This window comes from Micromonospora sp. LA-10 (assembly GCF_051853095.1).
Lineage (GTDB): Bacteria > Actinomycetota > Actinomycetes > Mycobacteriales > Micromonosporaceae > Micromonospora > Micromonospora echinospora_A.
In genome coordinates this window covers 2,491,303-2,518,153 of the sequence record NZ_CP195710.1, presented here as the reverse complement: position 1 = coordinate 2,518,153, position 26,851 = coordinate 2,491,303, and the positions used below count along the sequence as shown (strand labels likewise).

Sequence of the window (26,851 nt, the reverse complement as noted above, 5' to 3'; positions counted from 1 at the left end):
GCGCTCACCGGACGACCCGGCGCCTCTGGCGGACCTGGATCCGCCCGGTACCGCTGTCTGGCCGCCTCCGCGCACCGCCGGCCCACCCGCTCCCGACCTTCCGGGCGCCGGCCCGTTCCCGGCCGATCCGACCGCACCGAGCCCGCCTGCGCCGACTCCACTCGCCCAGGGTCCGCTCACTCCAGGCTCGCTCGGGCCGGGCTCGCCTGCTTCGGGTCCGCTCACTCCGGGCCGGCTCGGACCAGCTTCGATCGGACCAGCTTCGGTCGGACCAGCTTCGGTCGGGCCGGGCTCGCCCGGATCGGGTCCGCTCGGACCTGGGTCGCTCGGATCGGGCTCGCTCGGACCGGGTCCGATCGGCTCCGGGGCGGCTGCGCCGGTCGGCACCGAGCCGCGTCCGAACCCGCCCGGCGGCCGGGTTCCGCTGGTCGGGCCGGCTCCGATCGGACTGCACCTCTCCACTCCGTCGCCGGTCCGACCGGGCGCTGCGCACGATCCGGCCGCACCCGGCCCGCCGCAAGAAGCCGAGGTGGAACCGAGACCGGGCCGGCACTCCGCCCGGGAAAGTCTCCCGGCGCGCCTCGCCGACCTGGCCGGCGGGCTCGTCGACATGGCCGGCGGCCTCGCCGGCAAGCTCGGCGTCCGGCTGCGCGCCGTGGCCCGGACGGCGAAGACCCGGCTCGGCCCGGTCCGCCCTCCGGCGGACGCCCCGGCCACCCGGGTCGCCGCGGCCCGGGCCCGGCGTCGGCGCCGCCGCGTCGTGCTGGCGGCGGTGGCCGTGACCGGGCTGGTGGCGGCGCTGGGGTACGCGGTCCGATCGCCCGCGCCGCCCCCGCTGACCCGGGAGACCGCGCCCGTGGCGGCACCGAGCGATCAGGCACCGGTCGCGCCGGTCCCCGGCGACCCGGTGTCGCCGGGTGAGCCGCTGCTGGACCTGAAGCTGGAGCCGCTGTCCGAGTCGCTGTCGCTCACCGTGCTCGGCAAGCGGGACTGGCGGCACTGGGGTGGCACCGGGGCGGACAGCGTCCAGCGCAAGCTGCGCGGCACCGGCGAGATCCAGGATCCGGGCGGCGAGCGGCTGGAGCACAACGCCGGGGTGACGGATCTTCAGTGGATCGACGGGGTGCCGACGCCCCGGGAGGAGGGCACCCGGGCCGGCGTCTTCCAGCGGGGCGCCGGCAAGAGCTTCACGCTCGCCGTGGCCGGCAGCGGGGATCTGCGTACCGTCCGGCTGTTCGTCGGCACGTTCTCGGCCGGCGCGCGGCTCGACGTGTCGCTCTCCGGCGGCGGCGATCCGGCCGTCCAGGAGGTCGCCCTCGCCGCCGGCGACCGCTTCTACCAGTACGTCATCCGCTTCCGGGCGCCCCGGGAGGATCGGTTGATGATCACCTGGCGCGCCCTGACGGTGACCGGCGGGCACAACGACGGGGTGGCGCTGCAGGCGATCACGGTAAGCTGAGCCGCCCGGCTCCCGGCGTTTGATAACGAACTGGAAACGCCCGTCGGTTGACATATGGCGCAAAGAGCCGCCCGGTGACACCGTGAAGCCCGTCGCGCTCCGGTCGTTCCCGACGGTGTCGTGACCGGAGCGGAGGGTGTGGTGGGTCAGGAGGACCGTTCGCGCGCCGGTCACGGCTCGCACCGACACGGCCTTCCACGTACCCGGTCCGCGCTGCGGCGGCTGCGCCGACGGCGGCGGCTGATGCTGGAAGGGCTCGCCGCGTTGCTCTGCCTCGCGTCGCTGGCGCTCTACCTCGGTGTCGAGCGGCACGACGCGCCACGCGAGGAGCACGCCCGGCTGCCATCCGCGCCGCCCGGCCGGGTCGGGCTGCCGAACGAGGCCGACGACACAGTGGTCAATCCGGGGTTGCGGCCCCGGCAGCGGCCGCCGTCGCCGAGCCCGACCCCGTCGACGCCCCCACCCAGTCCCACGCCGCCCGCCGCGCCCCCGACTGTCGCGGTCAGCCGCGCCGAGGTGCCGGCCACCGTCGACCTCACCGCCGTGGGCGCCACCGACTGGGTCCACTGGGGGCTCACCGGCGCCGACCGGACGGTCCGCAAGCGGGGCGGCTCCGGTGAGATCCGCGACGAGGGCGGCCGGGGGCGGCGGCAGAGCTTCAGCAACAACCCCGAGGCGTACGCCTGGCGCGACGGCAACCCGGTCGCGTCGGCCAGCGGCACCATGTCCGGCGTCTACACCTGTCACCGAAGCAGCGGGTTCAACCTGTCGGTGGCCGCCGACGGGCAGCAGCGCACGGTGCGTCTGTACGCCGGGCTGTGGATGGCCCGGGGCCGCCTCGACGTGCGTGTCTCCAGCGGCGGGCCGACCACCACGTTGCGGATGGAGGATCCGCACACGGCGAACACCACCGAGTTCACGATCAGGTTCCGCGGGCCGCGCGGCGCCAAGCTGCTGATGAACTGGACGGTGGAGGAGTCCCTCGGGGACTGCGGCAACGTCAGCCTCCAGGCGGTCGCGCTGCGCTGAGCGGGGACAGTTTGTCCGTCGCGTACCCGGCCGGGCGTCGTAGGTTTCCGTTGTTCCCGTCCGACCATCCTCTGTGGAGGCACGACCGATGACCGGCCCTGCTCCCGTCGCCCCCGCCCGCCCTCGCGCCGACGGTGACGTGCTGCGCGAGATCCCGATGCCGCCGTACGTGACGGTCGAGGACGTCCAGTTCGCGGTGCGGGCGGTGGTGGTGCACGCGCCGCGGGCCTGGTCGGGCGGGACCATCTGCCGCAACGACGCCAGCCCGCACCCGTGTCGGCTGCACCGCTGGGGCCGCCGGGTGCTCACCCTGCGCGGGCTGCCGGCGGCCGAGATCGACGCGCTCGTCGAGCGGGGTGACCCCGCCGCCGGCCCGCAGCCGTACCGCCCCGGCGCCTAGCACCGGGGCGGTACGGCCCCGGTCAGCAGAGCGCCGGCTTGACCCAGGAGCACTCCCGCCCTTCCGGTACGCGCGGCGACTCCGGCGCGGCCGGCACGGCCCGCCGGGTAGCGGCCGTCTCCCTCTCGGTGTACCCGGCGAGGGCGATCGCGATCTGGTCCTCCAGGCCCTTCACCGACGAGGTCAGGTAGTTGTTCAGCACGATCGAGAACGCCAGCAGCCGGCCGTCCGCGTTCGTGACGTAACCGGAGAGCGCCGACGCGCCGGTCAGGCTGCCGGTCTTGGCGTGCACGTTGTTCGCGGCGGCGGTCCCGCTCATCCGGCTGCGCAGCGTCCCGCCGACGAGCCGGTTCGGGTTGCCGGCCACCGGCAGCGCGGCGTACCAGGTGCCGAACCACGGTTCGGCGCGGACCGCCGAGAGCAGCGTGACGAACTGGCCGGGCGGGACGAGGTTGCGCCGGGACAGGCCGGAGCCGTCACGCTGGCGCAGCGTGCCGGTGTCCACCCCGGCGTCGCCCACGTACCCGCTGATCGCGGAGAGCCCGGCGGCCCAGGTGCCGGAGCCGGAGAGCACCCGGCCCAGTTCCTTGGTGAGCACTTCGGCGTGGCCGTTGTTGGAGAGCTTGAGGAACGGCACCATCAGGTCGGCCAGCGGCATCGAGTCGTGCCGGGCCAGCGGCTTGGCCGTGTCCGGGGTGGCGGTGCCGAGCACGGTCCGCCCGAGCACCCGTACGCCGTGCCGGCGCAGCGCGGACCGGAAGACGTCGGCCGCGTACCCGGTCGGCTCCCAGACCGTCACCCAGTCGCTCTCGGTGGCGTGGCCGAGCGCGATCTGGCCGGTCACCACCACGGTGTTGCCGCCGTGCTCGCGCTCGAAGGAGATGGTGGTCTCGCCCTCGGCCACCGTCTCGGCCCGGTTCTCGATGCGCAGCCAGCCGTTGTCCGGCGTCATGGTGATCTTCGGCCGGGCGCCCGCCCGCGTTCCCGGCGCGGCGTTGACGATCACCGTGCCGGCGTCGTAGTCGGTGTCCGGGGCCACGGTGAGCGCGGACACCTGCGCGGCGTAGTAGTAGGGCTCGTCGTCCCAGGTCCAGTCCGGGCCGAGCCGGTCGCGGTCGTACCGGGTGTCGTCGGCGACCAGGTTGCCCGCGACGACCCGTACGCCGGCGGCGGCGACCTGCTCGGCGAGCCGGTCGTAGTCGGCGGCGAGGATGGTCGGGTCGCCGCCGCCGCGCAGGTAGAGGTCGCCGGAGAGCATGCCGGCGTGGCGCGGCCCGTCGGTGCTCACGTCGGTGGTGAAGCGGTGGCCCGGTCCGAGCAGTTCCATCGCCGCGGCCGAGGTGAACAGCTTGGTGTTGGAGGCGGGGATGAGCCGTCGCGTCCCGTTGCGGTCGTACAGCGTGCGGCCGGTGGTGGTGTCGACGACGACCACGCCTGCCTGCGCCCCGTCGAGCCGGCTGTCGGCGAGGACGGCGTCGATGGTGGCGTGCAACCGGGTCTGCGCGGGGGTGGGCGCTTCGGCCGTGGCGGTGGTGGCGCCGGCGGTGGCCGCGGTGGCGACCAGCACCAGCACCGCGAGCGCCCGGGGAAATAGGCGACGATGCATGTGCCGATGCTGCCATGGAGATTTCCTGCGGGAAAGACTCCGGTGTGAAAGGTTATCGCCAGGAGACGTGGCGGCGCTGTGCGCCGTCCCTGCCCCCAGCCTAGGGATTCGCCGGGCCGAGGGAGGGAAAGACCTGCACGTGGGCCTTGTCGCCCGCGCGAATCCGACATCCAGCCATGAGGAGTTCAGCGATGCTGACCATGACCGACAACGCCGTCCTGGTGATCCGTGACCTCGCCGCCCAGCAGGACGTCGGCGACGCGGGCGGGCTGCGCATCGCCGCCGACACCGAGGCTGGTTCGCTCTCCATCGAACTGGTGCCGGAGCCGGTGGGGGGCGACCAGGTGGTGGACACCGAGGGGGCGCGGATCTTCCTCGACTCCGACGCCGCCGAACTGCTGAACGACACCTCGGTGGACGCGGTCGTCGACGACGAGGGCGTGGTGCAGTTCGGGTTCACCGAGAAGGAGTGAGTCAGCCGGCGCGGCGGGACTCCCCGCCGCGCGGCGAGCGGCCGGTACGTCCCCGTTCCGGGGCGTCCGGGTCGGCCCACCACGCCCGGCCGCGCTGGTCCCGTTCCGGTCGGACCAGTGCGGCCAGCACCTGCGCCAGGTGGTGCGAGGTGCTCCACGCCATCCAGTTGGCCGGCGAACCCGCGCCCGCGCCGCGCCGGGCCCGCCGGACGATCTCGTGGTCGCCCCAGGAGAAGCCGGCTCCGGCGGCCGGCCAGTGGGGAGCGGCAGTCACGGTGCGGCACAGGTCGGCGAAGCGCTCGTCGCCCCGCCCGCCGCGCCGCGACCAGCGGTAGACCCACCACGCGTCGTCGGTGGCCCAGCGCAGCGTGGGCACCCGGTCGCCCGGCTCGTCCGCGCCGCGTACCGCGCAGCTCACGCCGTAGTCGCCGTACCCGAGGTCCAGGTCGGCCAGGCGCTGCCAGAGCGACCAGTCGTACCGGTCCAGCCGGACCGGCTCGTCCACCGGGAGCCGGGACAGGGCCGGCGGCATCCCGCCGGCCGCCACCGTCACCGAGCGCCAGGCGTGCCGCCGGGCCCATTCCGCCGCGCGCCGCACCCGTGGCTCGGCCAGCCGGACGTCGGCGGTGCAGCACACGTCCCCCGCGTCGAGCAGCAGGTCGCACTGCTCCGGTACCAGGCCGGTCAGCCGCCACACCCGCTCCGCCGCGGCCGTCGCGGCGTCCGGCCCGCTGCGGTCCGGGCCGGTGCGCAGCCGGACGACCGCGTGGCGCGTCCAGGCCCGCGCCGCCGCGCCGTGCGCGGCCAGCCGCCGGTCGCTGTCCGCGAGCCCGACGACCGGCACCAGCGGTACGCCCCAGCGGGCCGGATCGTGTTCCGGGGCGTCCGGAAGCGCCGACACGTCGACGGCGGGCAGCAGCTCGTCGGGCAGTCGTGCGAGCGAGTCCACGATGGACGGTGCGTCCGCCGGAACGTCGAGGACCGGTGCGAGCAGCGCGGCGGAGGCTCCGTCGAGATGGGACAGCGCCTCCAGCTCACCGCGCCGCGCGGCCAGCACCGGGCGGTAGACCGGAACTCGGGGCGACTGCGCCATACTTAAATGTAGCCAGCCGATCGCTCTGCGTCATATGGCAGCCGTTTTCCCAGGTCAGAGGCGCGCACTGTCCTTGATCGGACAGGTCTGCGGCTGGTTGCCGGGCGGTGCGCCGACATAGCGTCGGAATCACCGAGGGGGACCGCCGACGATCGCCCGGACGCGCACGAACGCCTCCTGCCGGCGTACCGGCGGGAGAGAGGATCACCATGCCCAGCCGCAGAGGCAGGAGGGAAACCACCGGCCAGCCGATCCCGGGCATGCGGGAGGCCGCGCGCGCCGACACCGAGATCAACTCGTGTGCGGCCCTGGGACTGCCGGCCACCGCCCGCGTGCTGTTCGCGGTGGTCGACGCCAACGGCACGCTGGTACGCGGACTCGGCGCCACCTCGGCCACCCGGCTCGCCGCCGGGATGTACCAGGTCGCGTTCGACCAGGACGTCGCCGCGGCGGCGTACGTCGGAACCGTCGGCCCCGCCAAGCCCGGCGGGCTCGCGCCGCAGGGCGTCATCACGGTCGCGCCCCGGTCCGGCATCGCCAACGCCGTCTTCGTGGAGACGCACGGCACGAGCGGCCACGCGGACCGCCCTTTTCACCTGGCCGTGCTCGCCTGAGGCGGAACGGGCGCGCAGACGAGCGCACGGCGCCGCACGACCTCCGGTCGTAACGTCGCCGCGCTCGGGCCGTCTCCCACCGCCGCAGCCGTACAGGCGGTACGCCAGCGGGGACTTGGCTCGACCGGCCCGTCCCGCACCGGTCTTGTCGGCAGCACATGCCCCTTCCGACGGGATCCAAACCCGGCCGGCGTGGGGAATTCCACCATCTGCGACTCTCGGCGTGGCGGGCGTGCGTACGGGGTATGAGCGGGTCATGGAGCATTTCACGATCGCGACCGTCGCCGAGAAGAGTCCCGACTTCCGCCGCGTGCTCTGGACCGGGGAGCACACCCAGCTGGTCATCATGACCATTCCGCCGGGCGGCGAGATCGGCGAGGAGGTCCACGAGGGCGTCGACCAGATCCTCACGTTCGTCAGCGGCACCGGCGAGGCGCGGGTGGCCGGGGAGAAGAAGGAGGTCGTCTCCGGCGACCTGGTGGTCGTGCCGGCCGGCACGAAGCACAACTTCGTCAACACCGGGCCGAACCCGCTGGTCCTCTACACCGTCTACGGCCCGCCGGAGCACGCCGACGGCGCGGTGCACAAGACGAAGGAGGAGGCGGACGCCGCCGAGGAGGCCGGCGAGGACGAGCCGCCCACCTCCTGAACGGTCGCCGGGCGGGGCCCCGTCGCGACCCCGGTCGTCAGACGGGGGCCCCGCTGTGCACCAGACCCGGGTACTTCAACCCGGCGCCGGTGTTCAGCACCACCACGCGCTCGCCGGGCCGGATCCAGCCACCGGCCCGCAGGTGACGGGCGGCGGTCAGGCAGGCCGCACCCTCCGGGCAGAGCAGCAGCCCTTCCCGGGCGGCGAAGTCACGCAGGTCGGTGAGGATCTCCGCGTCGTCAACAGCGATCGCGGTGCCGGCGCTCTCGCGCAGCGCGGACAGGATCAGCTCGTCGCCGAGCGGCGCGGGCACGGTGATGCCGAACGCGACGGTGCGCGCGTCCGCCCACGGGGTGACCCGGTCCTCGCCGACCGCGAACGCCCGCACGACCGGCGCGCATCCGGTGGACTGCACCGCGACCAGCCGGGGCAGCCGGTCCTCCACCCAGCCCAGTTCACGCAGCTCGTGCAGCGCCTTGTGGATGCCGATCAGCCCGACGCCCCCACCGGTCGGGTAGACGATCACGTCGGGCACCTGCCAGCCGAGCTGCTCGACGATCTCGTACCCCATGGTCTTCTTGCCCTCCAGGCGGTACGGCTCGCGCAGCGTGCCGGCGTCGAAGATCCGCCCGTCCGAGCCGGCGACCAGCTCGGCGATGTCCCGGCCCGCGTCGTTGATCAGGCCGTCGATCAGCCGCAGGTCGGCACCGGCGGCGAGGCACTCCTCCCGGCAGATGGTCGGCGCGGCCAGCGGCATGGCGATCGTCGCGCCCATCCCGGCCCGTGCCGCGTACGTCGCCCAGGCCGCCCCGGCGTTGCCGTTCGTGGGCATGGCGATCCGCTCCACGCCCAGCTCCTTGGCCCGGCTCACGCCCACCGACGCGCCGCGCGCCTTGAACGACCCGGTCGGGGTCAGCCCCTCGTCCTTGACGAGCAGATCAGCGATGCCGATCTCGTGTCCGTACGCGGGCGCGCGCCACATCGGCGTCCAGCCCTCGCCGAGCGTGGTGACGCACCGGGGATCGGCCACCGGCAGCAGCTCCCGGTAGCGCCACAGGTCGGCCGGGCGCAGCCCGAACTGCTCCGGGGCCACGGTGGCGGCCACCGCGGCGAGGTCGTAGCGGGCCAGCAGCGGCGAGCCGCAGCCACACAGGTTCTGCAACGTGTCGGCCGCGTGTTCACGGCCGCAGCGCGGGCACTCCAGGTGCGTCAGGTGCACGGTGGTCCTCAGCTCGCGTCGATGCTCAGCCAGTGCCGGCTGCGCCGGCCCGGCTCGTACGGGGAGTCGAGGCGCTTCGCCACCACTCCCGGGAGCCCCTGCTCACGGGCGGCCCGCAGGGCGTCCGCACCGACTCCCGGGAACCACGGCGGAGTCTGCCAGTGCGGACCGGCGAGCGCCAGACCGTCGAGCAGGTCACGGCGTTGCGCGTACGGCACGTCGAGGCTGGGCACGCCCTCCAGCCAGAGCAGATCGACGGCGAGGAACTGCCCGTCGCGCCGGGTCGGCGGCCGGACCCGCCCGGCCGGGTCGATGCGGACCAGCACGCCGTCGAGCACCGCCTCGACCGGGGCCAGCGCCTCGGCCATCGCCCGCAGCCAGGGGTACGACCCGGTGACCTCGTCGTCGTCGCCGTCGAGCAGCCGCAGCCGGCCGCCCGAGACGTACGCCATCGCGCGTACGCCCGCCCAGCGCAGCTCGTACCCCCAGGCGTCGGCGTCGCGCGGCAACCGCCCACCCTCGGCGGGCAGCATCGGGCGGACCAGCTCCGGCATCGGCGTCCAGCCCTCCGGCGCCGGGTCGGTGCGCCTGATCATCCAGTCCCGGCCCCGCCCGCCGGTGGCGAACAGCACGTACCGCCCCTTCGTGCGCTCGCCGTCGAGCACCACGATCACCTCGTCGTCACGCCACTTCTCGGCCCGGTAGGTGCCGGTGTCGTGCACGGTCATCCGCCCGCCGCCGTACTCGCCGGCCGGGATCTCCCCGTGGAACGTCAGGTACTCCATCGGGTGGTCCTCGGTGTGCACGGCGAGGTGGTTGCGGCCCGGGTCGCGCGGCAGGCCGCGCGGCACCGCCCAGGAGGCGAGCACGCCGTCGTGCTCCAGGCGCAGGTCCCAGTGCAGGCTCCGGGCGTGGTGCTGCTGGATGACGAAGCGGGGCGCGCGCCGCGCGGACCGCTTCCGGCCGGGTGACCGCTCGGGCACCGGTTCCGGGGTACGCGCGGAGTCCCGTTTCCGCCGGTACTCGTCCAGCCGGTCCGCCATCCCCGCATCCTCCCCCAGACGCGCCGTGTGTGCCGGGATGCCGGTGTGTGTGCGACGAACCGGGGTAGAACGGGGGACATGGACAGCGACCAGCCCACCCTTCCGCTCCCCGGCGACGTCCGGATCCCGCTGCTCGGCTTCGGCACCTGGCAGGCCACGGGCGAGGCCGGCTACGAGGCCGTGCTCAACGCGCTGGACGCCGGTTACCGGCACCTGGACACCGCGACGATGTACGGCAACGAGAAGGAGGTGGGCCGGGCGGTCAAGGAGAGCGGGCTGCGCCGGGAGGACGTCTTCATCACCACCAAGCTCCCGCCGGACCGGGTGGGCCGGGAGCGGGAGACCATCGAGGCGAGCCTGGCCGCGCTGGACACCGACTACGTCGACCTGTGGCTGGTGCACTGGCCGCCGTCCGCACCCGGCGACAGCATCCCGGTGTGGCGGGAGATGCTCGCGGCGCGGGACGAGGACCTGGCTCGCGCCGTCGGGGTGAGCAACTACTCGATCGGGCAGCTCGACGAGCTGATCCAGGCCACTGAGGAGACGCCGGCGGTCAACCAGATCCGCTGGAGCCCGTCGCTGTACGACAGGCAGACCCACGCCGCCCACCGGGACCGCGGGGTGGCGCTGGAGGGTTACAGCCCGTTCAAGACCAGCGACCTGTCCGACCCGGTGCTGGTGCGCATCGCCCAGGCGCACGACGTGTCGCCGGCCCAGGTGGTGCTGCGCTGGCACATCGACCACGAGATCGTGGTCATCCCGAAGTCGGTCACGCCGGAGCGGATCCAGGCCAACTTCGACGTGTTCGGGTTCTCGCTGACCGCCGAGGAGATGCGCGACATCGACGCGCTCGCCGGCTGACGCTCGTACCGGGAAAGGGGCGCGGTCCGTGCGGACCGCGCCCCTTCGTCACGCGCCGGTCAGCCGCGGGCGCAGGTGGAGCCGTTGAGCGTGAAGCTGCTCGGCGCCGAGTAGTTGCCGTTCAGCGTCGCCTGGTAGCCGAAGGTGGCCGACGCGCCGGGTGCCAGCGTGCCGTTGTAGCCGGCGTTGCGGGCGGTCACCGCCGAGCCGCTCTGGCTCACCGTGGCGTTCCACGCGTTGGTGACGGTCTGCCCGGAGGGCAGGTTGTAGTTCAGCGTCCAGCCGTTGATCGTGCCGGAGCCGGTGTTCTTGACCGTCACCTCGGCGGTGAAGCCGTTGTTCCAGACGTTCGCCGCCTTGTAGGTGACGGTGCAGGACGCGTTGCCCGACGGCGGGGGCGTGGTCGGCGCCGAGGTGGTCGGCGGCGGGTTGGAACCACCGGTGTTGACGTTCTGCGAGAACGAGTTCACCGCCAGCCCGACGCCGCCCTGCCACGGCTCGAAGCCGGCCTGGATGCTGGTCAGGTACCAGTCGTTGGTGATCGCGCCCCGGTTGCGGGTGTCGTTGATGAACGCCAGCGCGTCGAAGCTGAAGCTGGGGATGGCCGACGGCGACAGGTACGAGATGACGTTGTTCGAGCCGTTGCTGCCGCGCCAGACCTCCCAGGTCCGGCCCGCGATGTTGGCGGTGCCGACCGGAGAGCCGATGGGCTGGATCGAGCCCTGCCGGTTGAGCCAGATCATGATCTCCATCTGGTTCACCCCGTCCCGCTTGGGCGACGGGTCGAGCCAGATGTCGTACGACGCGTTGAAGATCGCGCCGCTGACGTAGTTGTAGCTGATGCTGGCCGGTGCGCTGCTGATGTTCTTCACCTGCACCGGCAGGTTCGTGCCGGGCGAGCAGTTGGTGTAGTGGCAGCCCACGAAGATCGACGGGTAGGAGACCGGCGCCCCGTTTGTCGGCGCGGAGCCGTCCGCGCGGGTGATGGAGAAGCCGGTCGAGGTGACGTTGATGCACTGCTGGGCACTGGTGCCCCAGCGGTTGTTCTGCACCACGTACTTGCCGCCGATGGTGGTCGAGCCGTACTGCTCGCAGATCTGCGTGTCGGCGGAGGCGGTGCCGCCGAGCGCGACGGCGACGATGGTGCCGGCGGCCAGCAGACCGGCCGCGGCGAGGGCCCTGAGTGGACGCTTCATGATGCTCCTTGGCTCGGCGCGGGACGGCGCCGGTTCGGTCGGTGATACGGACGGGAGCGCTCCCACGATGCAAGGAATACATTTACATGTCTCGAAACATTGCGCAAATGCGCCGGGCTCGTTAACGCTCCGCGTCCGGTCGGTGGCGCGACCGGCGGCCGCCGCCGGCCCCTTCCCCCAGATGGAGGCGGGATTCCTGCCGGTGGGACGGGGTGTGCCGCCGACCGGCGGCCCGCGCCAGGGCGAGCGGGCACTTCCGCCGCCTGGTTGCGGCGAGTAATGTCTTGCCTCCAACGCGTGCCGTTCCCCTCCGGAGGCGTAACCCACCATGGGTGGTTCACCCCTGCGCGTCCTCGTCGTCGGCGCGGGCATCGCCGGCCTCGCCGTGACCCGGGCGCTTCGCCTGGCGGGGTTCCGGCCCGACGTCACCGAGCGGCTGCCACCCACGGAGTCCACCGACAGCGGCCTCTACCTGCCCGGCAACGCGGCCCGGGCGATGCGCCGGCTCGACCTCGACGGTCCGCTGCGCCCGCTCGGCCAGGTGATCCGCCGGCAGCGCTTCCTCGACGCCGCCGGGGCGCCGCTGTGCGAGGTCGACCTCGACGCGCTCTGGGCCGGAGTGGGGGAGTGCCGGGCGCTGCCCCGGGCCGAACTGCACCGGGTGCTGCTCACCGGCGCCGGCGGCGCGGTCCGGCACGGCGCCGAGGTCAGCACCGTCGACCCGCTGCCCGGCGGCGTGGCGGTCGGCTTCACCGACGGCACCAGCGCGGAGTACGACCTGGTCGTCGGCGCGGACGGGCCACGCTCGGCGGTACGCACGCTCGCCGCGCTCGGCGGGCCGCCCCGCCCCGCCGGACAGGTGGTCTACCGGGCCCTGGTGCGCGGCGGCCCCCGGATCGCCGACTGGACCGCCCTGCTCGGCCAGCGGGCCGGGTTCCTGGTGGTGCCGCTCGGCGCCGGACAGCTCTACTGCTACGCCGACGAGGCCGGCACCGACCTGCCCGCCGACCCGCTCGCCCGCATGCGCGAGCTGTTCGGCTCCTACGGCGGCCCGGTGCCGGAGGTGCTGGACGCGCTGGAGACGGTCTGCGCCGAGCGCACCGAGGAGGTCGAGCTGGGCCGGTGGTTCCACGGCCGGGTGCTGCTCGTCGGTGACGCCGCTCACGCCACCGCGCCGACGCTCTCCCAGGGCGCCGCCATGGCGCTGGAGGACGCCGTCGTGCTCGCCGAGTCGCTGCGCGCCGCCGGCAGCGTCGACGCCGCGCTGCTCGCGTACGAGAGCCGCCGCCGCCCGCGTACCCGCTGGGTGCGGGACCGGACCCGGGACCGCAACCGCACCCGCGACGTGCCGCCGGCGCTGCGCGACCCGTTGCTGCGCGGGCGCGGCGGAAGGATCTTCCGGGAGCACTACCGGCTCCTGACCGGCCCGCTCTAGGCGGCCGGAGATCGTAGCCGCCCACCCCACGCGGCGGGGCCACCTACCGGGGACTATCCTCCTTGCGGATGACGGCTGCGCCGATGACCAGCGCGCCGAGCGGGACAACCAGAACCGGAGGCCACTCGTGACCACCGTCGCACCCAAGCCGGTCGTGACCCGGCCCTGGCCGGTCCGGGAGCCGGTCAAGGGGTCGGCCCTCGCGCGGCTGTTGCGCACCACGGACGCGAAGCAGATCGGGATCATGTACATGGTCACCGCGTTCGTGTTCTTCATGATCGGTGGCCTGATGGCCCTGATCATGCGCGCCGAACTGGCGCGGCCGGGCCTGCAGTTCCTGTCGCCCGAGCAGTACAACCAGCTCTTCACGATGCACGGCACGATCATGCTGCTGTTCTTCGCGACGCCGATCGTGTTCGCCTTCGCGAACTACGTGGTGCCGCTGCAGATCGGCGCGCCGGACGTGTCGTTCCCCCGGCTGAACGCCTTCGCGTACTGGCTCTACCTGTTCGGCGGCACGCTCGCCACCGCGGGCTTCATCGCCCCGGGCGGCGCGGCCGACTTCGGCTGGACCGCGTACACGCCGCTGAGCACCGCCGACCACGCCCCGGGCGTCGGCGCCAACATGTGGGTCGTCGGCCTGGCCATCTCCGGTCTGGGCACGATCCTCGGCGCGGTCAACCTGATCACCACGATCCTGACCCTGCGCGCGCCCGGCATGACCATGTTCCGGATGCCGATCTTCACCTGGAACATGCTGGTCACCAGCCTGCTGGCGATCCTGGTCTTCCCGCTGCTGGCCGCCGCGCTGTTCGCGCTCGCCGCGGACCGCCTGATGGGCGCCCACGTGTACGACCCGGCGACCGGCGGCCCGATGCTGTGGCAGCACCTGTTCTGGTTCTTCGGTCACCCCGAGGTGTACATCATCGCGCTGCCGTTCTTCGGCATCATCAGCGAGATCATCCCGGTGTTCTCCCGCAAGCCGATCTTCGGCTACAAGGGCCTGGTGGCCGCCACCATCGCCATCGCCGCCCTGTCGATGAGCGTCTGGGCGCACCACATGTTCGCCACCGGCCAGGTGCTGCTGCCGTTCTTCAGCTTCCTGAGCTACCTGATCGCCGTGCCCACCGGTATGAAGTTCTTCAACTGGATCGGCACCATGTGGCGGGGCCAGATCACCTTCGAGACGCCGATGCTCTTCTCGATCGGCTTCCTGGTGACCTTCCTCTTCGGTGGCCTGACCGGTGTGCTGCTGGCCAGCCCGCCGCTCGACTTCCACCTGCACGACTCGTACTTCGTGGTGGCGCACTTCCACTACGTGCTCTTCGGCACCATCGTGTTCGCCGTCTTCGCCGGCATCTACTTCTGGTTCCCGAAGATGTTCGGCCGGATGCTGGACGAGCGCCTCGGCAAGATTCACTTCTGGCTGACCATGATCGGCTTCCACACCACGTTCCTGGTGCAGCACTGGCTGGGCAACGAGGGCATGCCGCGCCGGTACGCCGACTACCAGGCCATCGACGGCTTCACCACGCTGAACACGATCTCCACGATCGGCGCGTTCATCACCGGTATCTCGACGCTGCCGTTCATCTGGAACTGCTGGAAGTCGTACAAGACCGGCCCGGTGGTCGAGGTCGACGATCCGTGGGGTCACGGCAACTCGCTCGAGTGGGCCACCAGCTCGCCGCCGCCGCTGCGCAACTTCGACCGCATGCCGCGCATCCGCTCCGAGCGGCCGGCCTTCGACGCGAAGTTCCCCGAGCTGGCCGCCGGGCAGAGCCTGGCCGGTCCGCCCGAGGGTGGCGCCAAGCCGCTGACCAGCGAGGTCAACGGTGGCGCCAGCTACCAGGAGGACACCGCAGGCAACCTCGACCAGCGCTGACGCAGTTCAGGCCGGGCGCCGCACTCCCTCACGGGGGTGCGGCGCCCGCCGCTTTTCCCCGGTCCCGTCCCTGGCTGGTTGCCCCTGCCCCGGGGGTTGTCCCCGTTGATCATGAGGTTGACGGCAGTTCGTGTCCGTTATGTCGCCGCTAACCTCATGATCAGTGGGGTGGGGGCGGAGGGCAGGCGCCAGCTCGGGGAAGTGGTGGTGTCCGGGGCGCGTGGACCCAGCCACTTCCCCGTACTGGCTTAGCCCCGCCTGGGGCGCTGTGGTGATCAAGGAGTTGTGTCCTCTCGTGGCGTCTCCGGGGACACCAACTCCTTGGTCAACTTCTGGGGAGGTGGGGTTTCGGCCAGGGTCACCGCGCAGGGCCAGTTCGGGGGAGTGGTGGTGTTCGGGGTGCGTGGACCCGGCCACCTCGGCGTACTGGCTTCGCGCCGCCTCGGGGCGAAGGGGAAGGCTAGCGGGGAGCCAGGGCCAAGGCGGGGTCTGGAGTCGGGGTGGGGACCGGGGTGCGGCGGTGGCGCAGCTCGATCGGGAGCACCGCCAGCGCCACCAGCGCGCCGATCGCGCCCGTGACCACGAAGCCCCAGACGGGCGCGGAAGCGTCGATGACCGCTCCGGCCAGCGGCGCGCCGAGCGCGATGCCCACTGTCACTGCGGAGCCGTGCAGCCCCATCGCCACTCCGCGTACGGAGGGCGGAGCCAGCCGGCTGACCGCGTCGGAGGTGGACGCGATGGTGGGCGCACAGAGCGCCCCGGCCGGGATCAGCGCGAGGCAGAGCAGCCACCAGTGCGACCCGCCCAGCCCGACCGGGATGGTGGCGAGGCTGAGCACCGCCATCAGCGCCAGCGGGGGGAACGAGCGGCGTACCGCGCCGTACGCGAAGCCGCCCACCAGGGAGGCGACCGCCCAGGCGGCGAGCACGGCGCCGGTCCAGCCGACCTCGCCGCCGGCCCGGAGCACGGCTACCACTGCGACGTCGGTGCCGCCGAGCACGAGGGTGGCGGCGAGGCTGACCGCCAGCACGGCGAGCAGGCGCGGGGTGAGCCACTCGCGGCGGTGCACCGGGCGCTGCGGCCCGGCCTTCTCGTCGGCGGCCCGTACCGGCGGGTTGAGCAGCCAGAAGCAGATGCCGGAGCCGACGATCCCGGCGCCGACCGCCCACAGCGTCAGGCGGGGCGTGACGGTGGTGGCCAGCGCGACGGCGAGCGCCGGGCCGATCATGAACGACAGCTCCATCGCCATGGAGTCCAGCGCGTACGCGGGGCGGCGCTTCTCCGCCGGCACGAGCGCGGCGATCGACTGGCGGATCATCGAGAAGATCGGCAGCGCGAGCAGCCCGGCGAGGAACGCGGCGGGCAGCAGCACCGGGTACGGCAGCGCGGGCGCGGCGGACCAGAACAGCGCCTCGGCAACGGTGGTGAGCACCAGCACCGGCCGGAGCCCTCGGCGGTCGATGAGCCGCCCGAGTAGCGGGGCGCCGATCGCCGCGCCGATCGTCGACGCGGCACCGACCAGGCCGGCGGCACCGTAGCCGCGGTCCAGGTCGAGCACCACGTAGAAGGTGAGCGTCACCCCGGTGGCGGTCAGCGGCACGCGGGCCAGCACCGACACCAGCAGCAACGATCGGACACCGGGTAGGGCGAGCGCCTCCCGGTAAGGCTTCAGGTTCACGACGGTCCGTACCTCCGGCGCCATCCTGGGGCCGGGGTATGACACCCGCAAGCGATTATCCGGTCAAGCGGCAGTGATCACAGGCTCGCCCACCATGGTCACCCCGGCGCCGTCCAGCGCGCGCAGCGCCACGTCGAGCGTGTCCGGCGCGACAGCGGCGGTCAGGTCCAGCAGCACCGTCGTGTGGAAGCCCTCCCGGGCGGCGTCCAGCGCGGTCGCGCGCACGCAGTGGTCGGTGGCGATGCCGACCACGTCGACCCGGTCCACGTCGTGCCGGCGCAGCCAGTCGGCCAGGCACTCGCCGTCGGGGCCGTGCCCCTCGAAACCGGAGTACGCGGCCGCGTGCTCGCCCTTGTGGAAGATCACCTCCACCCGGTCGGTCGCCAGTTCGGGGTGGAACTCGGAGCCGGACGTGCCGACCACGCAGTGCCGGGGCCAGGAGTCGACGTAGTCCGGCGGGTCGCCGAAGTGCGCGCCCGGGTCGACGTGGTAGTCCTTCGTGGCGACCACGTGGTCCCACCGGTCCGGTTCGGCGGCGAGCAGCCGGGAGATCCCGGCGGCCACTCCGGCCCCGCCGCCGACCGCGAGGGAGCCGCCCTCGCAGAAGTCGTTCTGCACGTCCACGATGATCAGGGCGTTCGCCATCGGGTTCCTCCTCAGCTCGCGGGTACGACGGTGACGGGGACGGCCGGGTCGCCGACGGAGAGCTTGAGCCCCTCCCACGGGATGGAGATCAGGCACTGGCGCAGGTGGTCCCGGGACTCCTCCAGACTGGGCAGCGCCGCCGGTTCGCCGGACACCACGTACGACTGCTGGAGCAACCGGTCGTTGGGCTGCCGGTCCGGCACGCCCTGCGGGACGATGACCTCCTCGGTGGCGGTCCCGGTCGGCTTGTGCCGGCGGACCGCGACCTTCCGGCCGCCGATGGTGGCCTTGTGCTCGGAGCGCTTGACCACTGGCCGCCCCTCCACCTCGACCAGCTTGTAGACGAGGCCGGCGGTGGGCGCGCCGGAGCCGGTCACCACTGCGGTGCCGGCGCCGTACATGTCCACCGGTTCGGCGGCGAGCGCGGCGATCGCGTACTCGTCCAGGTCTCCGGAGACGATGATCTTCGTCTCGGTGGCGCCGAGCGAGTCGAGCAGTTCGCGGGACTGCTGGGCGATCACCGCGAGGTCGCCGGAGTCGATCCGGACCGCCCGCAGTTCCGGCCCGGCCACCGCGATGGCGTTGCGGATGCCCTGGGCGATGTCGTACGTGTCGACGAGCAGCGTGGTGTCCTTGCCCAGCGTGGCGACCTGGGAGGCGAACGCGGCCCGCTCGTCGTCGTGCAGCAGCGTGAACGCGTGCGCGGCGGTGCCGGCGGTGGGGATGCCGTAGCGCTGCCCGGCGGCCAGGTTGGAGGTGAACCGGAACCCGGCCAGGTAAGCGGCCCGCGCGGCGGCGACGGCGGCCTCCTCGTGCGCGCGGCGGGAGCCCATCTCGATCAGCGCCCGGCCCCGGGCGGCGGTGACCATCCGGGCCGCGGCGGCGGCGACCGCGCAGTCGTGGTTGAGCACCGACAGCACGAGCGTCTCCAGCACCACGCACTCGGCGAACGTGCCGGACACGGCGAGGATCGGGGAGCCGGGGAAGAACAGCTCGCCCTCGGCGTAGCCGTCGATGTCGCCGGTGAACCGGTAGTCGGCGAGCCACTGTGCGGCCCGCTCGTCCACCACGCCGGTACGGCGCAGGAAGTCGATCTCATCCGGGTCGAACCGGAAGTCGCGGATCATCTCGATGAGCCGGCCGGTTCCGGCGACCACCCCGTACCGGCGGCCGGCCGGCAGCCGCCGGCTGAACACCTCGAAGACGCAGCGTCGGTCGGCCGTGCCGTCACGCAGCGCGGCGCTGACCATGGTCAGCTCGTAGTGGTCGGTCAGCAGCGCGGGGCGAAGGGTGCTCACCGCTCCAGCCTAGAGTTCAGTCCGGCTCCGTGCCGTCGTGCCCCGGCATCGACCGCAGCGCGGCCCGCAACTCGCCGCGCCCGGCGACGCCGAGCTTGCTGTAGACGCGCTGGAGGTGGTTCTCCACGGTGCGGGTGGACAGGTACAGCCGCTCCGCGATGGCCCGGCTGGTCACCCCGTCGGCGGCGAGGCGGGCGATCTCCCACTCCCGGTCGCTGAGCGTCGGGCGGAGCAGCCGCAGCGCCGGGGTGGAGATCTCGTCGCAGCGGCGCAGCAGGTCCGCGAGGCGTTCCCGGATCGGCGCGGTGGCGCCGGCGCGGGCGTGCCGCGTCCGGTGCAGCGCCATCGCGGTCGCCTCGGCGGCGTACACGGTCAGCTCGCGACCGGCGAAGCCGTCGGCGACTGCGAGCAGGGCGTCCGGGGCACCGTCGGCGGCGGCCCGGCCGAACCGGGCGACGAGCGGCGGCAGCACGCCGTCGACCTGCTCGGAGAGTTCCGCAAGGCGTTGCGCCACGGTGCGCCGGCCACCGTCGGTGCAGGTCGGTCCGACCGGCGCGGCGGCCTGGTCGAACCGGACCAGGTCGAGCAGGACGAGCAGTTCGTGCCCGGCCAGGCCGTCCTCGCGCAGCCGGTCGGCGAGCGCGCACAGGTGCTTGGTGGCCGCCGGCAGGTCACCGGTCGTGGCCTGGACCGCGCCCCGGGCCTGCTCCAGCCACGCGTAGAGCACGGCCATGCCGGGCGCGTGCGTCCGGTCCGCCTCGGCCATCGCCTCGGCCGCGTGAGTCGCGTCCCCGCGCAGCGCGGCGGCCTGGGCACGCTCGGCGTGCGCCAGCCCGGCGTACACGCGGCTGGTGGCGAGCACCGCGCACGCCTCCAGGCTGGTCCGCAGCGCCTCGTCGCCGCGCCCGCGCAGCCGCGCCGCGTACGCCTGGAGGATGGCCAGGTAGCCGGTGCCGAGCCGGAAGTCACCGGCCCCGGCCAGGTCGGCGAACTCGTCGGCGACGATCGCGTCGATGCCGGGCAGGTCGCCGGAGAGCGTCAGCCGGGTGCCCCGGGCCAGCTCCATGGCGAGCTGGAGGTAGGGCATGTCGGCCCGCCAGCACGCCGCCTCGGCCTGGACCCGGGCGATCGCTGTGGCGCTGCGCTGATACTGCCCCTGGGCGGCCTGGAGGTGGGCCAGCGTGCAGCGGGCCAGTTCCCGGGCGGCCATCGGGGCGGCCGGGCGGTCGAGCACCTCCTGGGCCAGCCGGACCGCGACGTCGATGTCGAGCCGGTGCAGCCGCATGGTGGCCTCGAACGCGCGGACCCGGGCCCGGTCGGCGGGGTCGGTCAGCTCCTCGCCGCGCGCGGCGATCTCCTCCACTGTGGACTCGCGGTTGAGTCCCCAGTAGCTGACCATGCCCCGGACCGTCAGCCACCGGCTGCGCCGGCGGTCGTCGTGGATCTCGCCGGCGACCTGGTCGAGCACGCGGATCGCCTCGTCCGGCCGGTCGCCGAACATCAGGATGGTGGCCAGCAGCTCGGCCGCGTCGGTGCCGCCGCCGGCCTCCAGCGCGGCGCGGGCCAGCCGGGTGGCCAGCGGCACGTCGTACCGGCCGAACGCCTGTACCGCGGCGTCGAGCAGCAGAGCGACGTCCTGCGCCGTACCCGAGTCGAGCCGCCACACGGCGACCCGCAGCAGGTCGTCGCGGCGGCGCGTGCCGACCTGCTCCAGCAGCCCGGCGAGGGTGGCCTGGAGCCGGCGGGTGCGGCTGACCGGGCAGTGCCGGCGCATCACCTCGCCGTAGAGCGGGTGCGCCAGGCGGACGTTGAGCCGCCGGTCGTCGTGGATCAGGGTGATGAGCCCGCGTTCCTCGGCCGCCTCCACGTCCGCCGGGTCGACGGCCCGTTCCAGCAGTTGCAGGCCCAGCGGCTCGCCGAAGGCGACCAGCTCGACCACCGCCCGGACGCCGGGGGTGAGCTGGCCGATCCGGGTGTCGATCAGGTCGGTGAGGCTGGGCGCCAGCTCCAGCCGGCCGGTCCAGGTCCAGATCCCGTACGTGCGACGCAGCTCGTCGTCGGCGGCCAGGACCAGCTCGCGCAGCAGCAGCGGGTTGCCGGCGGAGAGCTGGAAGAGCCGGTCGGAGGAGCAGGCGTCGACCGGTCCACCCAGGATGGCGGCGAGCAGCCCGGTGGTCTCGCTGCGGCCGAGCGGGTCCAGCTCGACCAGGTCGACCAGGTCGTCGGTCCAGAGCGCGCGGATCGGCAGCGGGATCTGCTCGCCGTTGCGCAGCGTCCCGATGACCGTGGCGTTCTCGGAGCGCGCGACCAGGTGCACCAGCGCGGCCGAGGGCGGGTCGAGCAGGTGTGCGTCGTCGATGGCGAGGACGACGGGCCGGCCGGCGGCCTGTTCCTGGAGGACGTCCACGGCCCAGCGGAGGATCCCGGCGGGGGAGAGCCCCTGCGGCTGCGCGGCGGGCAGCACCTGGACGAGCCCGCCGAAGGGCAGGGCGGCGGTGGTGGCGCTGGCCGAGATGGACCAGATCGCGTACCGCTCGGGGGAGAGTTCGGAAACACCTTCACGCAGCAGCCGGCTCTTGCCGACCCCGGCGTCGCCGCTGAAGAGCAATCCGCGCCCCTCGGGCCGGCCGATGGTCGACAACAGACGGTTGAGTTCATCTCGACGGCCGACGAACTCCCACCTACTCATCGGCGCAGCATATCGACCGTGTTCCGTCCGCGTGCAGACCGTTACGCAGTGAAGTTGAGTAATCTGGTCGTTACCCCTGAGTATCGGAGGTGTTCGCTGTCGGATGGCCGACAGTCGTACGCTTCCGACAGTCCCTGCAACCAGGGAAAAGTCGCGACCGGGACCCCGGTCGCCTGACCGGGAGGCCACCTGATGACGCCGGGTCCACTCCCTTCGGTCGACGTGCCCGACCCGCGCCGGCAGGCCGGGCCGCCCGGGTGCGCCCCGCTGCCGACCCGGCTCGGGGTGACCGTACCCGGGCCGGACGACCCGATGGCCGTGGTCGTCGCCGGCCCGGCCGGCGCCGGCCGGCGTGAGGTGATCGCCGGCCTGCTCGGGATCGAGTCCGCGATGCTCGCCGTGCCTGCCGGAAGCAACCTGCTGGTCCAGCACGCCGAGAAACCGACCCGCGCCGCATACGTGCCGGGCTACCGCCAGCCGCACGCCTACGGCACCCACCCGCTGACGACCGGCCCGGCGCTGGCCCGGCCGCCACGCCGGGTCGAGCTGAGCCTGCCCGACCCGCTGCTGCGGCACTTCACGGTGGTCGACACGCCGGACACCGGCACGCTCGGCGTGGCCGGCGGCCGGGTGCTGCGCGACGTCGTCGGCCGGGCCGGCGCGCTGCTCTTCGTGATCTCCGCCGACCAGGCGTTCAGCGCGGCCGAGCTGCACCTGCTCGCCGAGGTGGCACGCGCCCGGGTCGAGGTGTTCTTCGCCGTCACCCCCGGCACGACCGGCTGGACCGCGTCGGCCGACGGCCCGGCGGCGGAGGACACCGACCCGTCCGCACCGTCGCCCGGACGGGCCGGTCCGTCCGGGCCCGCCCACCGTTTCGATCCCGTGTCGGTCTGCATCGAGGCGCACCGCGCGGCGTTGCTGGCCGCGGTCCCGGCGCTCACCCCGGCCCGGTGGTTCCCGGCCCGCCGCACCGAGCTGCCGCACCTGCGGCGTGCCCTGGTCGGCTGGGCCGCCGACGAGGGACTGCGCCGCGGCAGCGCCAGTCCGCCGGTGCCGCCCGGCGCGCACGGCCGGGTGCCGGTGCTGACCGGCGTCGAGCCCGGCGAGCTGGCCGACCGGATCGACAGGGAGTCCCGCGCGTGCGCCCGCCGCATCCGTCAGCACCTCGCCCTGGAGCTGGCGAACATCCACCTGCGGGTGGTGCAGGAGATCGTCTTCGGGGTCGGCTGTGCCGGCCTGCCGCAGATGCTCGACCGCGAGCTGGAGGCGCTGTCGCTGCTCGCCACCGCCCAGTGCGATGAAGCCGTCCGGGGTCTCGTCGACGAGGCCGCCGCCCGGGTGTTCGGCGCGCCGCTGGCCGAGGGCGTACGCGGGCGGATCGCGCATGCGGTGCGCTGGAGCCTGGCCGACCATCCGGACGGCCCGGAGCTGGACCGGGTCCTCCTGGTCACCAGCACGGCCGGGGTCGCCGCGCTGACCGGCGAAGGGGCCCTCGACGCGCTGGCCGGGCTGCCCGGCGGGCAGCGGGACGAGGTGCTCCCGCCCGTCGGCGTCGCCCTCAACGGCGGCTGCTGGCAGCACTGGCGGGCGGCCGACAACAACGACCCGAACGCCGCCCGGTCCTGGGCCCAGCGCGCCCTGCGCGAGGTCGAACTCGAACTGTCCCGCGAGGTGTCCCGCCGCTTCGAGGTGATCCGTCTCTCGCTGGGCGGGGTGCTCGCCGATGCTGTCGACCACGGCATCCTGCTGGCCTGAGCGGCTCGCCGCGGCGCGGCGGACCGGGCTCGCGTACGCGGCCCGGGCGGGTCACGACGACCGGCGCGGCGTTCCGGTTCATCGGTTCCCCGGATCCGGTGGCACGATGGGGGGCATGGCGGCTCCACAGGTTGCGCCGGTCGAGACGCCGGACACCGAAGAGGTGCCGGTCTCCGACCGGCCGTGGGTGACCATCGTCTGGGACGATCCGGTCAACCTGATGACGTATGTGACCTGGGTGTTCCAGAAGCTGTTCGGATACAGCCGGGAGAAGGCGGAGCGGCTCATGCTGGACGTGCACCACAAGGGCAAGGCCGTGGTGTCCACCGGCGCCCGGGAACGGATGGAGCACGACGCGGCGCAGCTGCACGCGTACGGCCTCTGGGCGACGGTGGAGAGGTCATGAGCATGTTCCGCCGCCGCGGCGACCACTACGTGGCCACGTTCGCCGTCGACGAGGTCCGGGTGCTGCGCAAGGTCGCCGCCGAGGTGGTCGGGCTGCTGACCGACGGCTTCGACCACGGTGACCCGGTGGTCGGCCGGCTCTTCCCCGACGTCTACCCGGACGACGACGCCGGCACCGCCGAGTTCCGCCGCTACACCGAGGGCGACCTGAAGACCGGGAAGATCGACCAGGCGGGCGCGATCCTCGCCGCCCTGCCCGACGGCGACTCCGGCGGCGAGGTGCGGCTGGACGCGGAGGCGGCCGAGGCGTGGCTGCGGGCGCTCAACGACGCCCGGCTGGCGATGGGCGTACGCCTGGAGATCAAGGACGGCACCGACCTGGGTGAGGAGCTCGACGACGCGGTCGCCGAGGACCCGGGTTCGTCCCGGGTGTTCCAACTGTCGGTCTACGCCTACCTCGGTTATCTCCAGGAGTCCCTGCTCAACGCGCTCATCGACTGAGTGGTGACGGTTGCCACCTCGCCGCCCGGCAGGGCCAGGGGCTAGGCTGGTGGCGTGCTGAGCATCGACCGGTCGATCATCGACGCGATCGTCGCCCACGCGCGTCGGGACCACCCGGACGAGGCGTGCGGCGTCGTCGCCGGCCCCGTCGGCAGCGACACCCCGACCCGGCACATCCCGATGGACAACGCGGCCCGCTCCATGACCTTCTACGAGTTCGACTCGATGGAGCAGTTGCGGGTGTGGCGGGAGATGGACGACCGCGACGAGGAGCCGGTGGTGATCTACCACTCGCACACCGCGACGGAGGCCTACCCGTCCCGCACCGACGTCTCCTTCGCCGGCGAGCCGGGCGCGCACTACCTGCTCGTCTCGACCCGCGAGCCCGACACCGAGGAGATCCGCTCCTTCCGGATCGTCGACGGCGTGATCACCGAGGAACCGGTGAGGATCGTGGATGCCGCCGTGGACCCGAACGCCGTCCAGTCCTACATGTTCGGGCAGAGCCCGGCGACGGTCGACTACGAGTGTTCCGACCGCTGACCTTCAGCGCCGGCACCTTCCTTTTCCCGTCACCTGGCACGATCCCGAACGAGGAGCACGAGACATCATGGCCATCGAGGTTCGCATCCCCACCATCCTGCGCAGCTACACCGGCGGCGCGAAGGTCGTCGAGGGCAGCGGCGACACGCTCGCCGACCTGATCGCCGACCTGGACTCCCGGCACGGCGGCCTGAAGGCCCGCCTGGTCACCGACGCGGGCGTGCTGCACCGGTTCGTCAACGTCTACGTCAACGACGAGGACGTCCGTTTCCTCGGCGCGCTCGACGCCAAGCTCAACGACGGCGACAGCGTGACCATCCTGCCGGCCGTGGCCGGTGGCGCGTTCGGCTTCGCGGCCGCCGCGGCGATCGCCTCGCACGCGGTCTCCACGCGCGCCGCCCGCTGAGGGGCCCGCGATGTCGCGGTACGACAGCCTGCTCGACGCCTGCGGCGGCACCCCGCTGGTCGGGTTGCCCCGGCTCTCGCCGACGGTCCCCGCCGGGGCGCCGCCGGTGCGGCTCTGGGCCAAGCTGGAGGACCGGAACCCGACCGGCAGCATCAAGGACCGCGCGGCGCTGTACATGGTGCGCGCGGCCGAGGAGGCCGGCCGGCTCCGTCCCGGTGACACGATCCTGGAGCCGACCAGCGGCAACACCGGCATCTCGCTGGCCATGGTGGCGAAGCTGCGGGGCTACCGGCTGGTCTGCGTGATGCCGGAGAACGTCTCCACCGAGCGGGTGCAGCTGCTCCGGATGTACGGCGCGGAGATCATCTTCTCGCCGGCCGCCGGTGGCTCGAACCAGGCCGTCGCGACCGCGAAGCAGATCTCCGCCGAGCACCCGGACTGGGTGATGCTCTACCAGTACGGCAACGAGGCGAACGCCCGGGCGCACTACGAGACGACCGGGCCGGAGCTGTTGCAGGACCTGCCGGGCATCACCCACTTCGTGGCCGGGCTGGGCACCACCGGCACGCTCATGGGCACCGGCCGTTTCCTGCGGGAGAAGGTCGACGGCATCCAGATCGTGGCGGCCGAGCCGCGCTACGGCGAGCTGGTCTACGGTCTGCGCAACATCGACGAGGGCTACGTGCCCGAGCTGTACGACGCGGGTGTGCTGTCCCGCCGCTTCTCCGTGGGCACCCGGGACGCGGTGCTGCGTACCCGGCAGCTCGTCGAGGTGGAGGGCATCTTCGCCGGGTTCTCCACCGGCGCCATCCTGCACGCCGCGCTCGCGGTGGCGCACGAGGCGGTCCGCGACGGCCGCCGCGCCGACGTGGCGTTCGTGGTCTGCGACGGCGGCTGGAAATACCTCTCGACCGGCGCGTACGGCGGCACTCTCGCCGACGCGGAGGAGTCGCTGGAGGGTCAGCTCTGGGCCTGACGGCCCGGCGGCCGGTCCGGTCGGTGGTGTCCCCGCCGGCCGGACCGCCGCGCCTCCCGGAGCGGACGTGTATGGGTGTCACGTTGATGACAACTTCCGGCAGATGATTCTTGCTCGACCGGGCGACGCGTAGGCTGCGCAGCGTGGCGAGCGCGTCGGTAGAGATCATCGGCGGCGCCGCCGCTGGCGCGTCGACTACGCATGGTGAGATCGAGGCCACCGGATGAGACTGACCGTCCTTGGCTGCGCGGGCAGCTTCCCGGGTCCCGAATCTCCGTGTTCGGCCTACCTGATGGAAGCCGAGGGCTTCCGGCTCCTGATCGACTTCGGGGCGGGCTCGCTCTCCACGCTCCAGCGCTACGTCGGGCTGCACGCCCCCGACGCCATCCTGCTCACCCACCTGCACTGCGATCACATGTTCGACGCCGTCAACTACGTCGTGGTGCGCCGGTACGCACCGGACGGCCCGTACCCGCCCCTGCCGATGTACGCCCCGTCCGGCGCGCCGGACCGGCTGGCCGCCGCGTACGGGCAGGAGGAGGGCTCGGTGGAGGACGTCTACCAGTTCTACGGTCTTGAGCCGGGCACGTTCCCGATCGGCCCGTTCAGCGTCACCGTCGACCGGATGAACCACCCGGTCGAGACGTACGGGGTGCGGCTGGAGCACGGCGGCCGGGTGTTCTGCTACTCCGCCGACACCGCGCCCTGCGAGGCGTTGCTGCGTCTGGCCCAGGACGCCGACGTGTTCCTCTGCGAGGCGAGCTACATGGACGGCGTGGAGAACCCGCCGGACCTGCACCTGACCGGCCGGGAGGCCGGCGAGGCGGCCACCAAGGCGGGCGTGGGGCGGCTCCTGCTCACCCATCTCGTACCCGCGTGGGGCAGTGAGTCGCAGACGGTGGAGGCGGCGGCCGGGGCGTACGCCGGGCCGCTGGACGTGGTCCGGCCCGGCGCCTGCTACGACGTCTGACCCCGGCGGCGGCCGGGCCGTCG

At 73.2% G+C, this 26,851-nt stretch carries 25 protein-coding genes; 16 read left to right on the top strand and 9 right to left on the bottom strand.

Annotated elements, in window-relative coordinates:
* Nucleotides 1-529 precede the first annotated feature (529 nt).
* From ACSDG8_RS11670 to ACSDG8_RS11660, 3 genes are all read left to right on the top strand, one after another.
* The gene (locus tag ACSDG8_RS11670; protein ID WP_247688390.1) at nt 530-1,459 is read left to right on the top strand and encodes a hypothetical protein; all 930 of its coding nucleotides are present in this window, start codon (nt 530-532) and stop codon (nt 1,457-1,459) included.
* Nucleotides 1,460-1,579: 120 nt separating this feature from the next.
* Entirely contained in the window at nt 1,580-2,488 is a 909-nt protein-coding gene (locus ACSDG8_RS11665; RefSeq protein ID WP_439427867.1) for a hypothetical protein, read from the top strand.
* A gap of 88 nt (nt 2,489-2,576) precedes the next feature.
* A complete protein-coding gene (locus ACSDG8_RS11660) occupies nt 2,577-2,888 on the top strand; it encodes a hypothetical protein (RefSeq protein ID WP_210893680.1) in 312 nt (103 codons plus the stop codon).
* A 22-nt stretch (nt 2,889-2,910) separates the two neighbouring features.
* Here the strand turns inward: ACSDG8_RS11660 and dacB are convergent, their stop codons facing one another.
* Entirely contained in the window at nt 2,911-4,494 is a 1,584-nt protein-coding gene (gene dacB / locus ACSDG8_RS11655) for a D-alanyl-D-alanine carboxypeptidase/D-alanyl-D-alanine endopeptidase (protein WP_210893682.1), read from the bottom strand.
* A gap of 191 nt (nt 4,495-4,685) precedes the next feature.
* On the opposite strand from dacB, the gene ACSDG8_RS11650 reads away from it, so the two are divergent.
* Entirely contained in the window at nt 4,686-4,967 is a 282-nt protein-coding gene (locus tag ACSDG8_RS11650; protein WP_210893684.1) for an iron-sulfur cluster biosynthesis family protein, read from the top strand.
* A 1-nt stretch (nt 4,968) separates the two neighbouring features.
* Here ACSDG8_RS11650 and ACSDG8_RS11645 read toward each other — a convergent pair whose 3' ends face one another.
* Nucleotides 4,969-6,060 carry a beta family protein gene (locus tag ACSDG8_RS11645; protein WP_247678373.1) on the bottom strand — a complete coding sequence of 364 codons (1,092 nt, stop codon included), beginning with the start codon at nt 6,058-6,060 and terminating at the stop codon, nt 4,969-4,971.
* Nucleotides 6,061-6,269: 209 nt separating this feature from the next.
* Here ACSDG8_RS11645 and ACSDG8_RS11640 point away from each other — a divergent pair, with 209 nt between their 5' ends.
* Together ACSDG8_RS11640 and ACSDG8_RS11635 are read left to right on the top strand one after the other, a co-directional pair.
* Nucleotides 6,270-6,674 carry a hypothetical protein gene (locus tag ACSDG8_RS11640; RefSeq protein WP_210943203.1) on the top strand — a complete coding sequence of 135 codons (405 nt, stop codon included), beginning with the start codon at nt 6,270-6,272 and terminating at the stop codon, nt 6,672-6,674.
* 256 nt (nt 6,675-6,930) lie between these two features.
* Entirely contained in the window at nt 6,931-7,323 is a 393-nt protein-coding gene (locus ACSDG8_RS11635) for a cupin domain-containing protein (protein ID WP_210893686.1), read from the top strand.
* Between the two features lie 37 nt (nt 7,324-7,360).
* Here the strand turns inward: ACSDG8_RS11635 and ACSDG8_RS11630 are convergent, their stop codons facing one another.
* Both ACSDG8_RS11630 and ACSDG8_RS11625 read right to left on the bottom strand, forming a co-directional pair.
* Nucleotides 7,361-8,542, bottom strand: coding sequence for a threonine synthase (locus tag ACSDG8_RS11630; protein WP_210893688.1), 1,182 nt, complete (start codon nt 8,540-8,542; stop codon nt 7,361-7,363).
* An 8-nt stretch (nt 8,543-8,550) separates the two neighbouring features.
* Complete coding sequence (locus ACSDG8_RS11625; protein WP_210893690.1) at nt 8,551-9,585, bottom strand: DNA polymerase ligase N-terminal domain-containing protein; 1,035 nt, start codon at nt 9,583-9,585, stop codon at nt 8,551-8,553.
* A 78-nt stretch (nt 9,586-9,663) separates the two neighbouring features.
* Between ACSDG8_RS11625 and ACSDG8_RS11620 the strand changes: the two genes are divergently transcribed.
* Nucleotides 9,664-10,446 carry an aldo/keto reductase gene (locus ACSDG8_RS11620; protein WP_210893692.1) on the top strand — a complete coding sequence of 261 codons (783 nt, stop codon included), beginning with the start codon at nt 9,664-9,666 and terminating at the stop codon, nt 10,444-10,446.
* 59 nt (nt 10,447-10,505) lie between these two features.
* Here ACSDG8_RS11620 and ACSDG8_RS11615 read toward each other — a convergent pair whose 3' ends face one another.
* Nucleotides 10,506-11,642, bottom strand: coding sequence for a GH12 family glycosyl hydrolase domain-containing protein (locus tag ACSDG8_RS11615; RefSeq protein ID WP_210893694.1), 1,137 nt, complete (start codon nt 11,640-11,642; stop codon nt 10,506-10,508).
* 328 nt (nt 11,643-11,970) lie between these two features.
* On the opposite strand from ACSDG8_RS11615, the gene ACSDG8_RS11610 reads away from it, so the two are divergent.
* Both ACSDG8_RS11610 and ctaD read left to right on the top strand, forming a co-directional pair.
* Entirely contained in the window at nt 11,971-13,077 is a 1,107-nt protein-coding gene (locus ACSDG8_RS11610; protein WP_210893696.1) for an FAD-dependent monooxygenase, read from the top strand.
* Between the two features lie 127 nt (nt 13,078-13,204).
* Complete coding sequence (ctaD, locus tag ACSDG8_RS11605) at nt 13,205-14,962, top strand: aa3-type cytochrome oxidase subunit I (RefSeq protein WP_030501855.1); 1,758 nt, start codon at nt 13,205-13,207, stop codon at nt 14,960-14,962.
* A gap of 460 nt (nt 14,963-15,422) precedes the next feature.
* Here ctaD and ACSDG8_RS11600 read toward each other — a convergent pair whose 3' ends face one another.
* The 4 genes from ACSDG8_RS11600 to ACSDG8_RS11585 are packed head-to-tail and all read right to left on the bottom strand — an operon-like array spanning nt 15,423 to nt 21,272.
* Complete coding sequence (locus ACSDG8_RS11600) at nt 15,423-16,664, bottom strand: MFS transporter (RefSeq protein ID WP_210893698.1); 1,242 nt, start codon at nt 16,662-16,664, stop codon at nt 15,423-15,425.
* Nucleotides 16,665-16,703: 39 nt separating this feature from the next.
* Nucleotides 16,704-17,285 (bottom strand): isochorismatase family protein, encoded by a 582-nt coding sequence (locus ACSDG8_RS11595; RefSeq protein ID WP_210893700.1) that lies wholly within the window; start codon nt 17,283-17,285, stop codon nt 16,704-16,706.
* Between the two features lie 11 nt (nt 17,286-17,296).
* Entirely contained in the window at nt 17,297-18,583 is a 1,287-nt protein-coding gene (locus ACSDG8_RS11590; RefSeq protein WP_210893704.1) for a nicotinate phosphoribosyltransferase, read from the bottom strand.
* A 16-nt stretch (nt 18,584-18,599) separates the two neighbouring features.
* A complete protein-coding gene (locus tag ACSDG8_RS11585) occupies nt 18,600-21,272 on the bottom strand; it encodes a LuxR C-terminal-related transcriptional regulator (RefSeq protein ID WP_210893706.1) in 2,673 nt (890 codons plus the stop codon).
* Between the two features lie 192 nt (nt 21,273-21,464).
* Between ACSDG8_RS11585 and ACSDG8_RS11580 the strand changes: the two genes are divergently transcribed.
* The 7 genes from ACSDG8_RS11580 to ACSDG8_RS11550 all read left to right on the top strand — a co-directional run bounded on the left by ACSDG8_RS11580 (nt 21,465) and on the right by ACSDG8_RS11550 (nt 26,828).
* On the top strand, nt 21,465-23,027 hold the full coding sequence (locus ACSDG8_RS11580; RefSeq protein ID WP_210893708.1) for a hypothetical protein: 1,563 nt from the start codon (nt 21,465-21,467) through the stop codon (nt 23,025-23,027).
* A gap of 115 nt (nt 23,028-23,142) precedes the next feature.
* Nucleotides 23,143-23,433 carry an ATP-dependent Clp protease adapter ClpS gene (gene clpS / locus ACSDG8_RS11575; protein WP_030501849.1) on the top strand — a complete coding sequence of 97 codons (291 nt, stop codon included), beginning with the start codon at nt 23,143-23,145 and terminating at the stop codon, nt 23,431-23,433.
* Complete coding sequence (locus ACSDG8_RS11570) at nt 23,430-23,933, top strand: DUF2017 domain-containing protein (RefSeq protein ID WP_030501848.1); 504 nt, start codon at nt 23,430-23,432, stop codon at nt 23,931-23,933. The genes clpS and ACSDG8_RS11570 overlap by 4 nt, the downstream gene beginning before the upstream one ends.
* Nucleotides 23,934-23,987: 54 nt before the next feature.
* Nucleotides 23,988-24,476 carry a Mov34/MPN/PAD-1 family protein gene (locus ACSDG8_RS11565; RefSeq protein ID WP_210893710.1) on the top strand — a complete coding sequence of 163 codons (489 nt, stop codon included), beginning with the start codon at nt 23,988-23,990 and terminating at the stop codon, nt 24,474-24,476.
* Between the two features lie 67 nt (nt 24,477-24,543).
* The gene (locus ACSDG8_RS11560) at nt 24,544-24,882 is read left to right on the top strand and encodes a MoaD family protein (protein ID WP_030501846.1); all 339 of its coding nucleotides are present in this window, start codon (nt 24,544-24,546) and stop codon (nt 24,880-24,882) included.
* Between the two features lie 10 nt (nt 24,883-24,892).
* The gene (locus tag ACSDG8_RS11555) at nt 24,893-25,858 is read left to right on the top strand and encodes a PLP-dependent cysteine synthase family protein (RefSeq protein WP_210893713.1); all 966 of its coding nucleotides are present in this window, start codon (nt 24,893-24,895) and stop codon (nt 25,856-25,858) included.
* Between the two features lie 223 nt (nt 25,859-26,081).
* Complete coding sequence (locus ACSDG8_RS11550) at nt 26,082-26,828, top strand: MBL fold metallo-hydrolase (protein ID WP_210893715.1); 747 nt, start codon at nt 26,082-26,084, stop codon at nt 26,826-26,828.
* Nucleotides 26,829-26,851: the final 23 nt, after the last annotated feature.

Bases quoted from the DNA above. Each gene is read 5' to 3' on its own strand.
- ACSDG8_RS11660 (WP_210893680.1), top strand. From the start codon at position 2,577: ATGACCGGCCCTGCTCCCGTCGCCCCCGCCCGCCCTCGCGCCGACGGT.
- dacB (WP_210893682.1), bottom strand. From the start codon at position 4,494: ATGCATCGTCGCCTATTTCCCCGGGCGCTCGCGGTGCTGGTGCTGGTC.
- ACSDG8_RS11650 (WP_210893684.1), top strand. From the start codon at position 4,686: ATGCTGACCATGACCGACAACGCCGTCCTGGTGATCCGTGACCTCGCC.
- ACSDG8_RS11645 (WP_247678373.1), bottom strand. From the start codon at position 6,060: ATGGCGCAGTCGCCCCGAGTTCCGGTCTACCGCCCGGTGCTGGCCGCG.
- ACSDG8_RS11640 (WP_210943203.1), top strand. From the start codon at position 6,270: ATGCCCAGCCGCAGAGGCAGGAGGGAAACCACCGGCCAGCCGATCCCG.
- ACSDG8_RS11635 (WP_210893686.1), top strand. From the start codon at position 6,931: ATGGAGCATTTCACGATCGCGACCGTCGCCGAGAAGAGTCCCGACTTC.
- ACSDG8_RS11625 (WP_210893690.1), bottom strand. From the start codon at position 9,585: ATGGCGGACCGGCTGGACGAGTACCGGCGGAAACGGGACTCCGCGCGT.
- ACSDG8_RS11620 (WP_210893692.1), top strand. From the start codon at position 9,664: ATGGACAGCGACCAGCCCACCCTTCCGCTCCCCGGCGACGTCCGGATC.
- ACSDG8_RS11615 (WP_210893694.1), bottom strand. From the start codon at position 11,642: ATGAAGCGTCCACTCAGGGCCCTCGCCGCGGCCGGTCTGCTGGCCGCC.
- ACSDG8_RS11610 (WP_210893696.1), top strand. From the start codon at position 11,971: ATGGGTGGTTCACCCCTGCGCGTCCTCGTCGTCGGCGCGGGCATCGCC.
- ACSDG8_RS11600 (WP_210893698.1), bottom strand. From the start codon at position 16,664: ATGGCGCCGGAGGTACGGACCGTCGTGAACCTGAAGCCTTACCGGGAG.
- ACSDG8_RS11595 (WP_210893700.1), bottom strand. From the start codon at position 17,285: ATGGCGAACGCCCTGATCATCGTGGACGTGCAGAACGACTTCTGCGAG.
- ACSDG8_RS11585 (WP_210893706.1), bottom strand. From the start codon at position 21,272: ATGAGTAGGTGGGAGTTCGTCGGCCGTCGAGATGAACTCAACCGTCTG.
- ACSDG8_RS11580 (WP_210893708.1), top strand. From the start codon at position 21,465: ATGACGCCGGGTCCACTCCCTTCGGTCGACGTGCCCGACCCGCGCCGG.
- clpS (WP_030501849.1), top strand. From the start codon at position 23,143: ATGGCGGCTCCACAGGTTGCGCCGGTCGAGACGCCGGACACCGAAGAG.
- ACSDG8_RS11570 (WP_030501848.1), top strand. From the start codon at position 23,430: ATGAGCATGTTCCGCCGCCGCGGCGACCACTACGTGGCCACGTTCGCC.
- ACSDG8_RS11560 (WP_030501846.1), top strand. From the start codon at position 24,544: ATGGCCATCGAGGTTCGCATCCCCACCATCCTGCGCAGCTACACCGGC.
- ACSDG8_RS11555 (WP_210893713.1), top strand. From the start codon at position 24,893: ATGTCGCGGTACGACAGCCTGCTCGACGCCTGCGGCGGCACCCCGCTG.
- ACSDG8_RS11550 (WP_210893715.1), top strand. From the start codon at position 26,082: ATGAGACTGACCGTCCTTGGCTGCGCGGGCAGCTTCCCGGGTCCCGAA.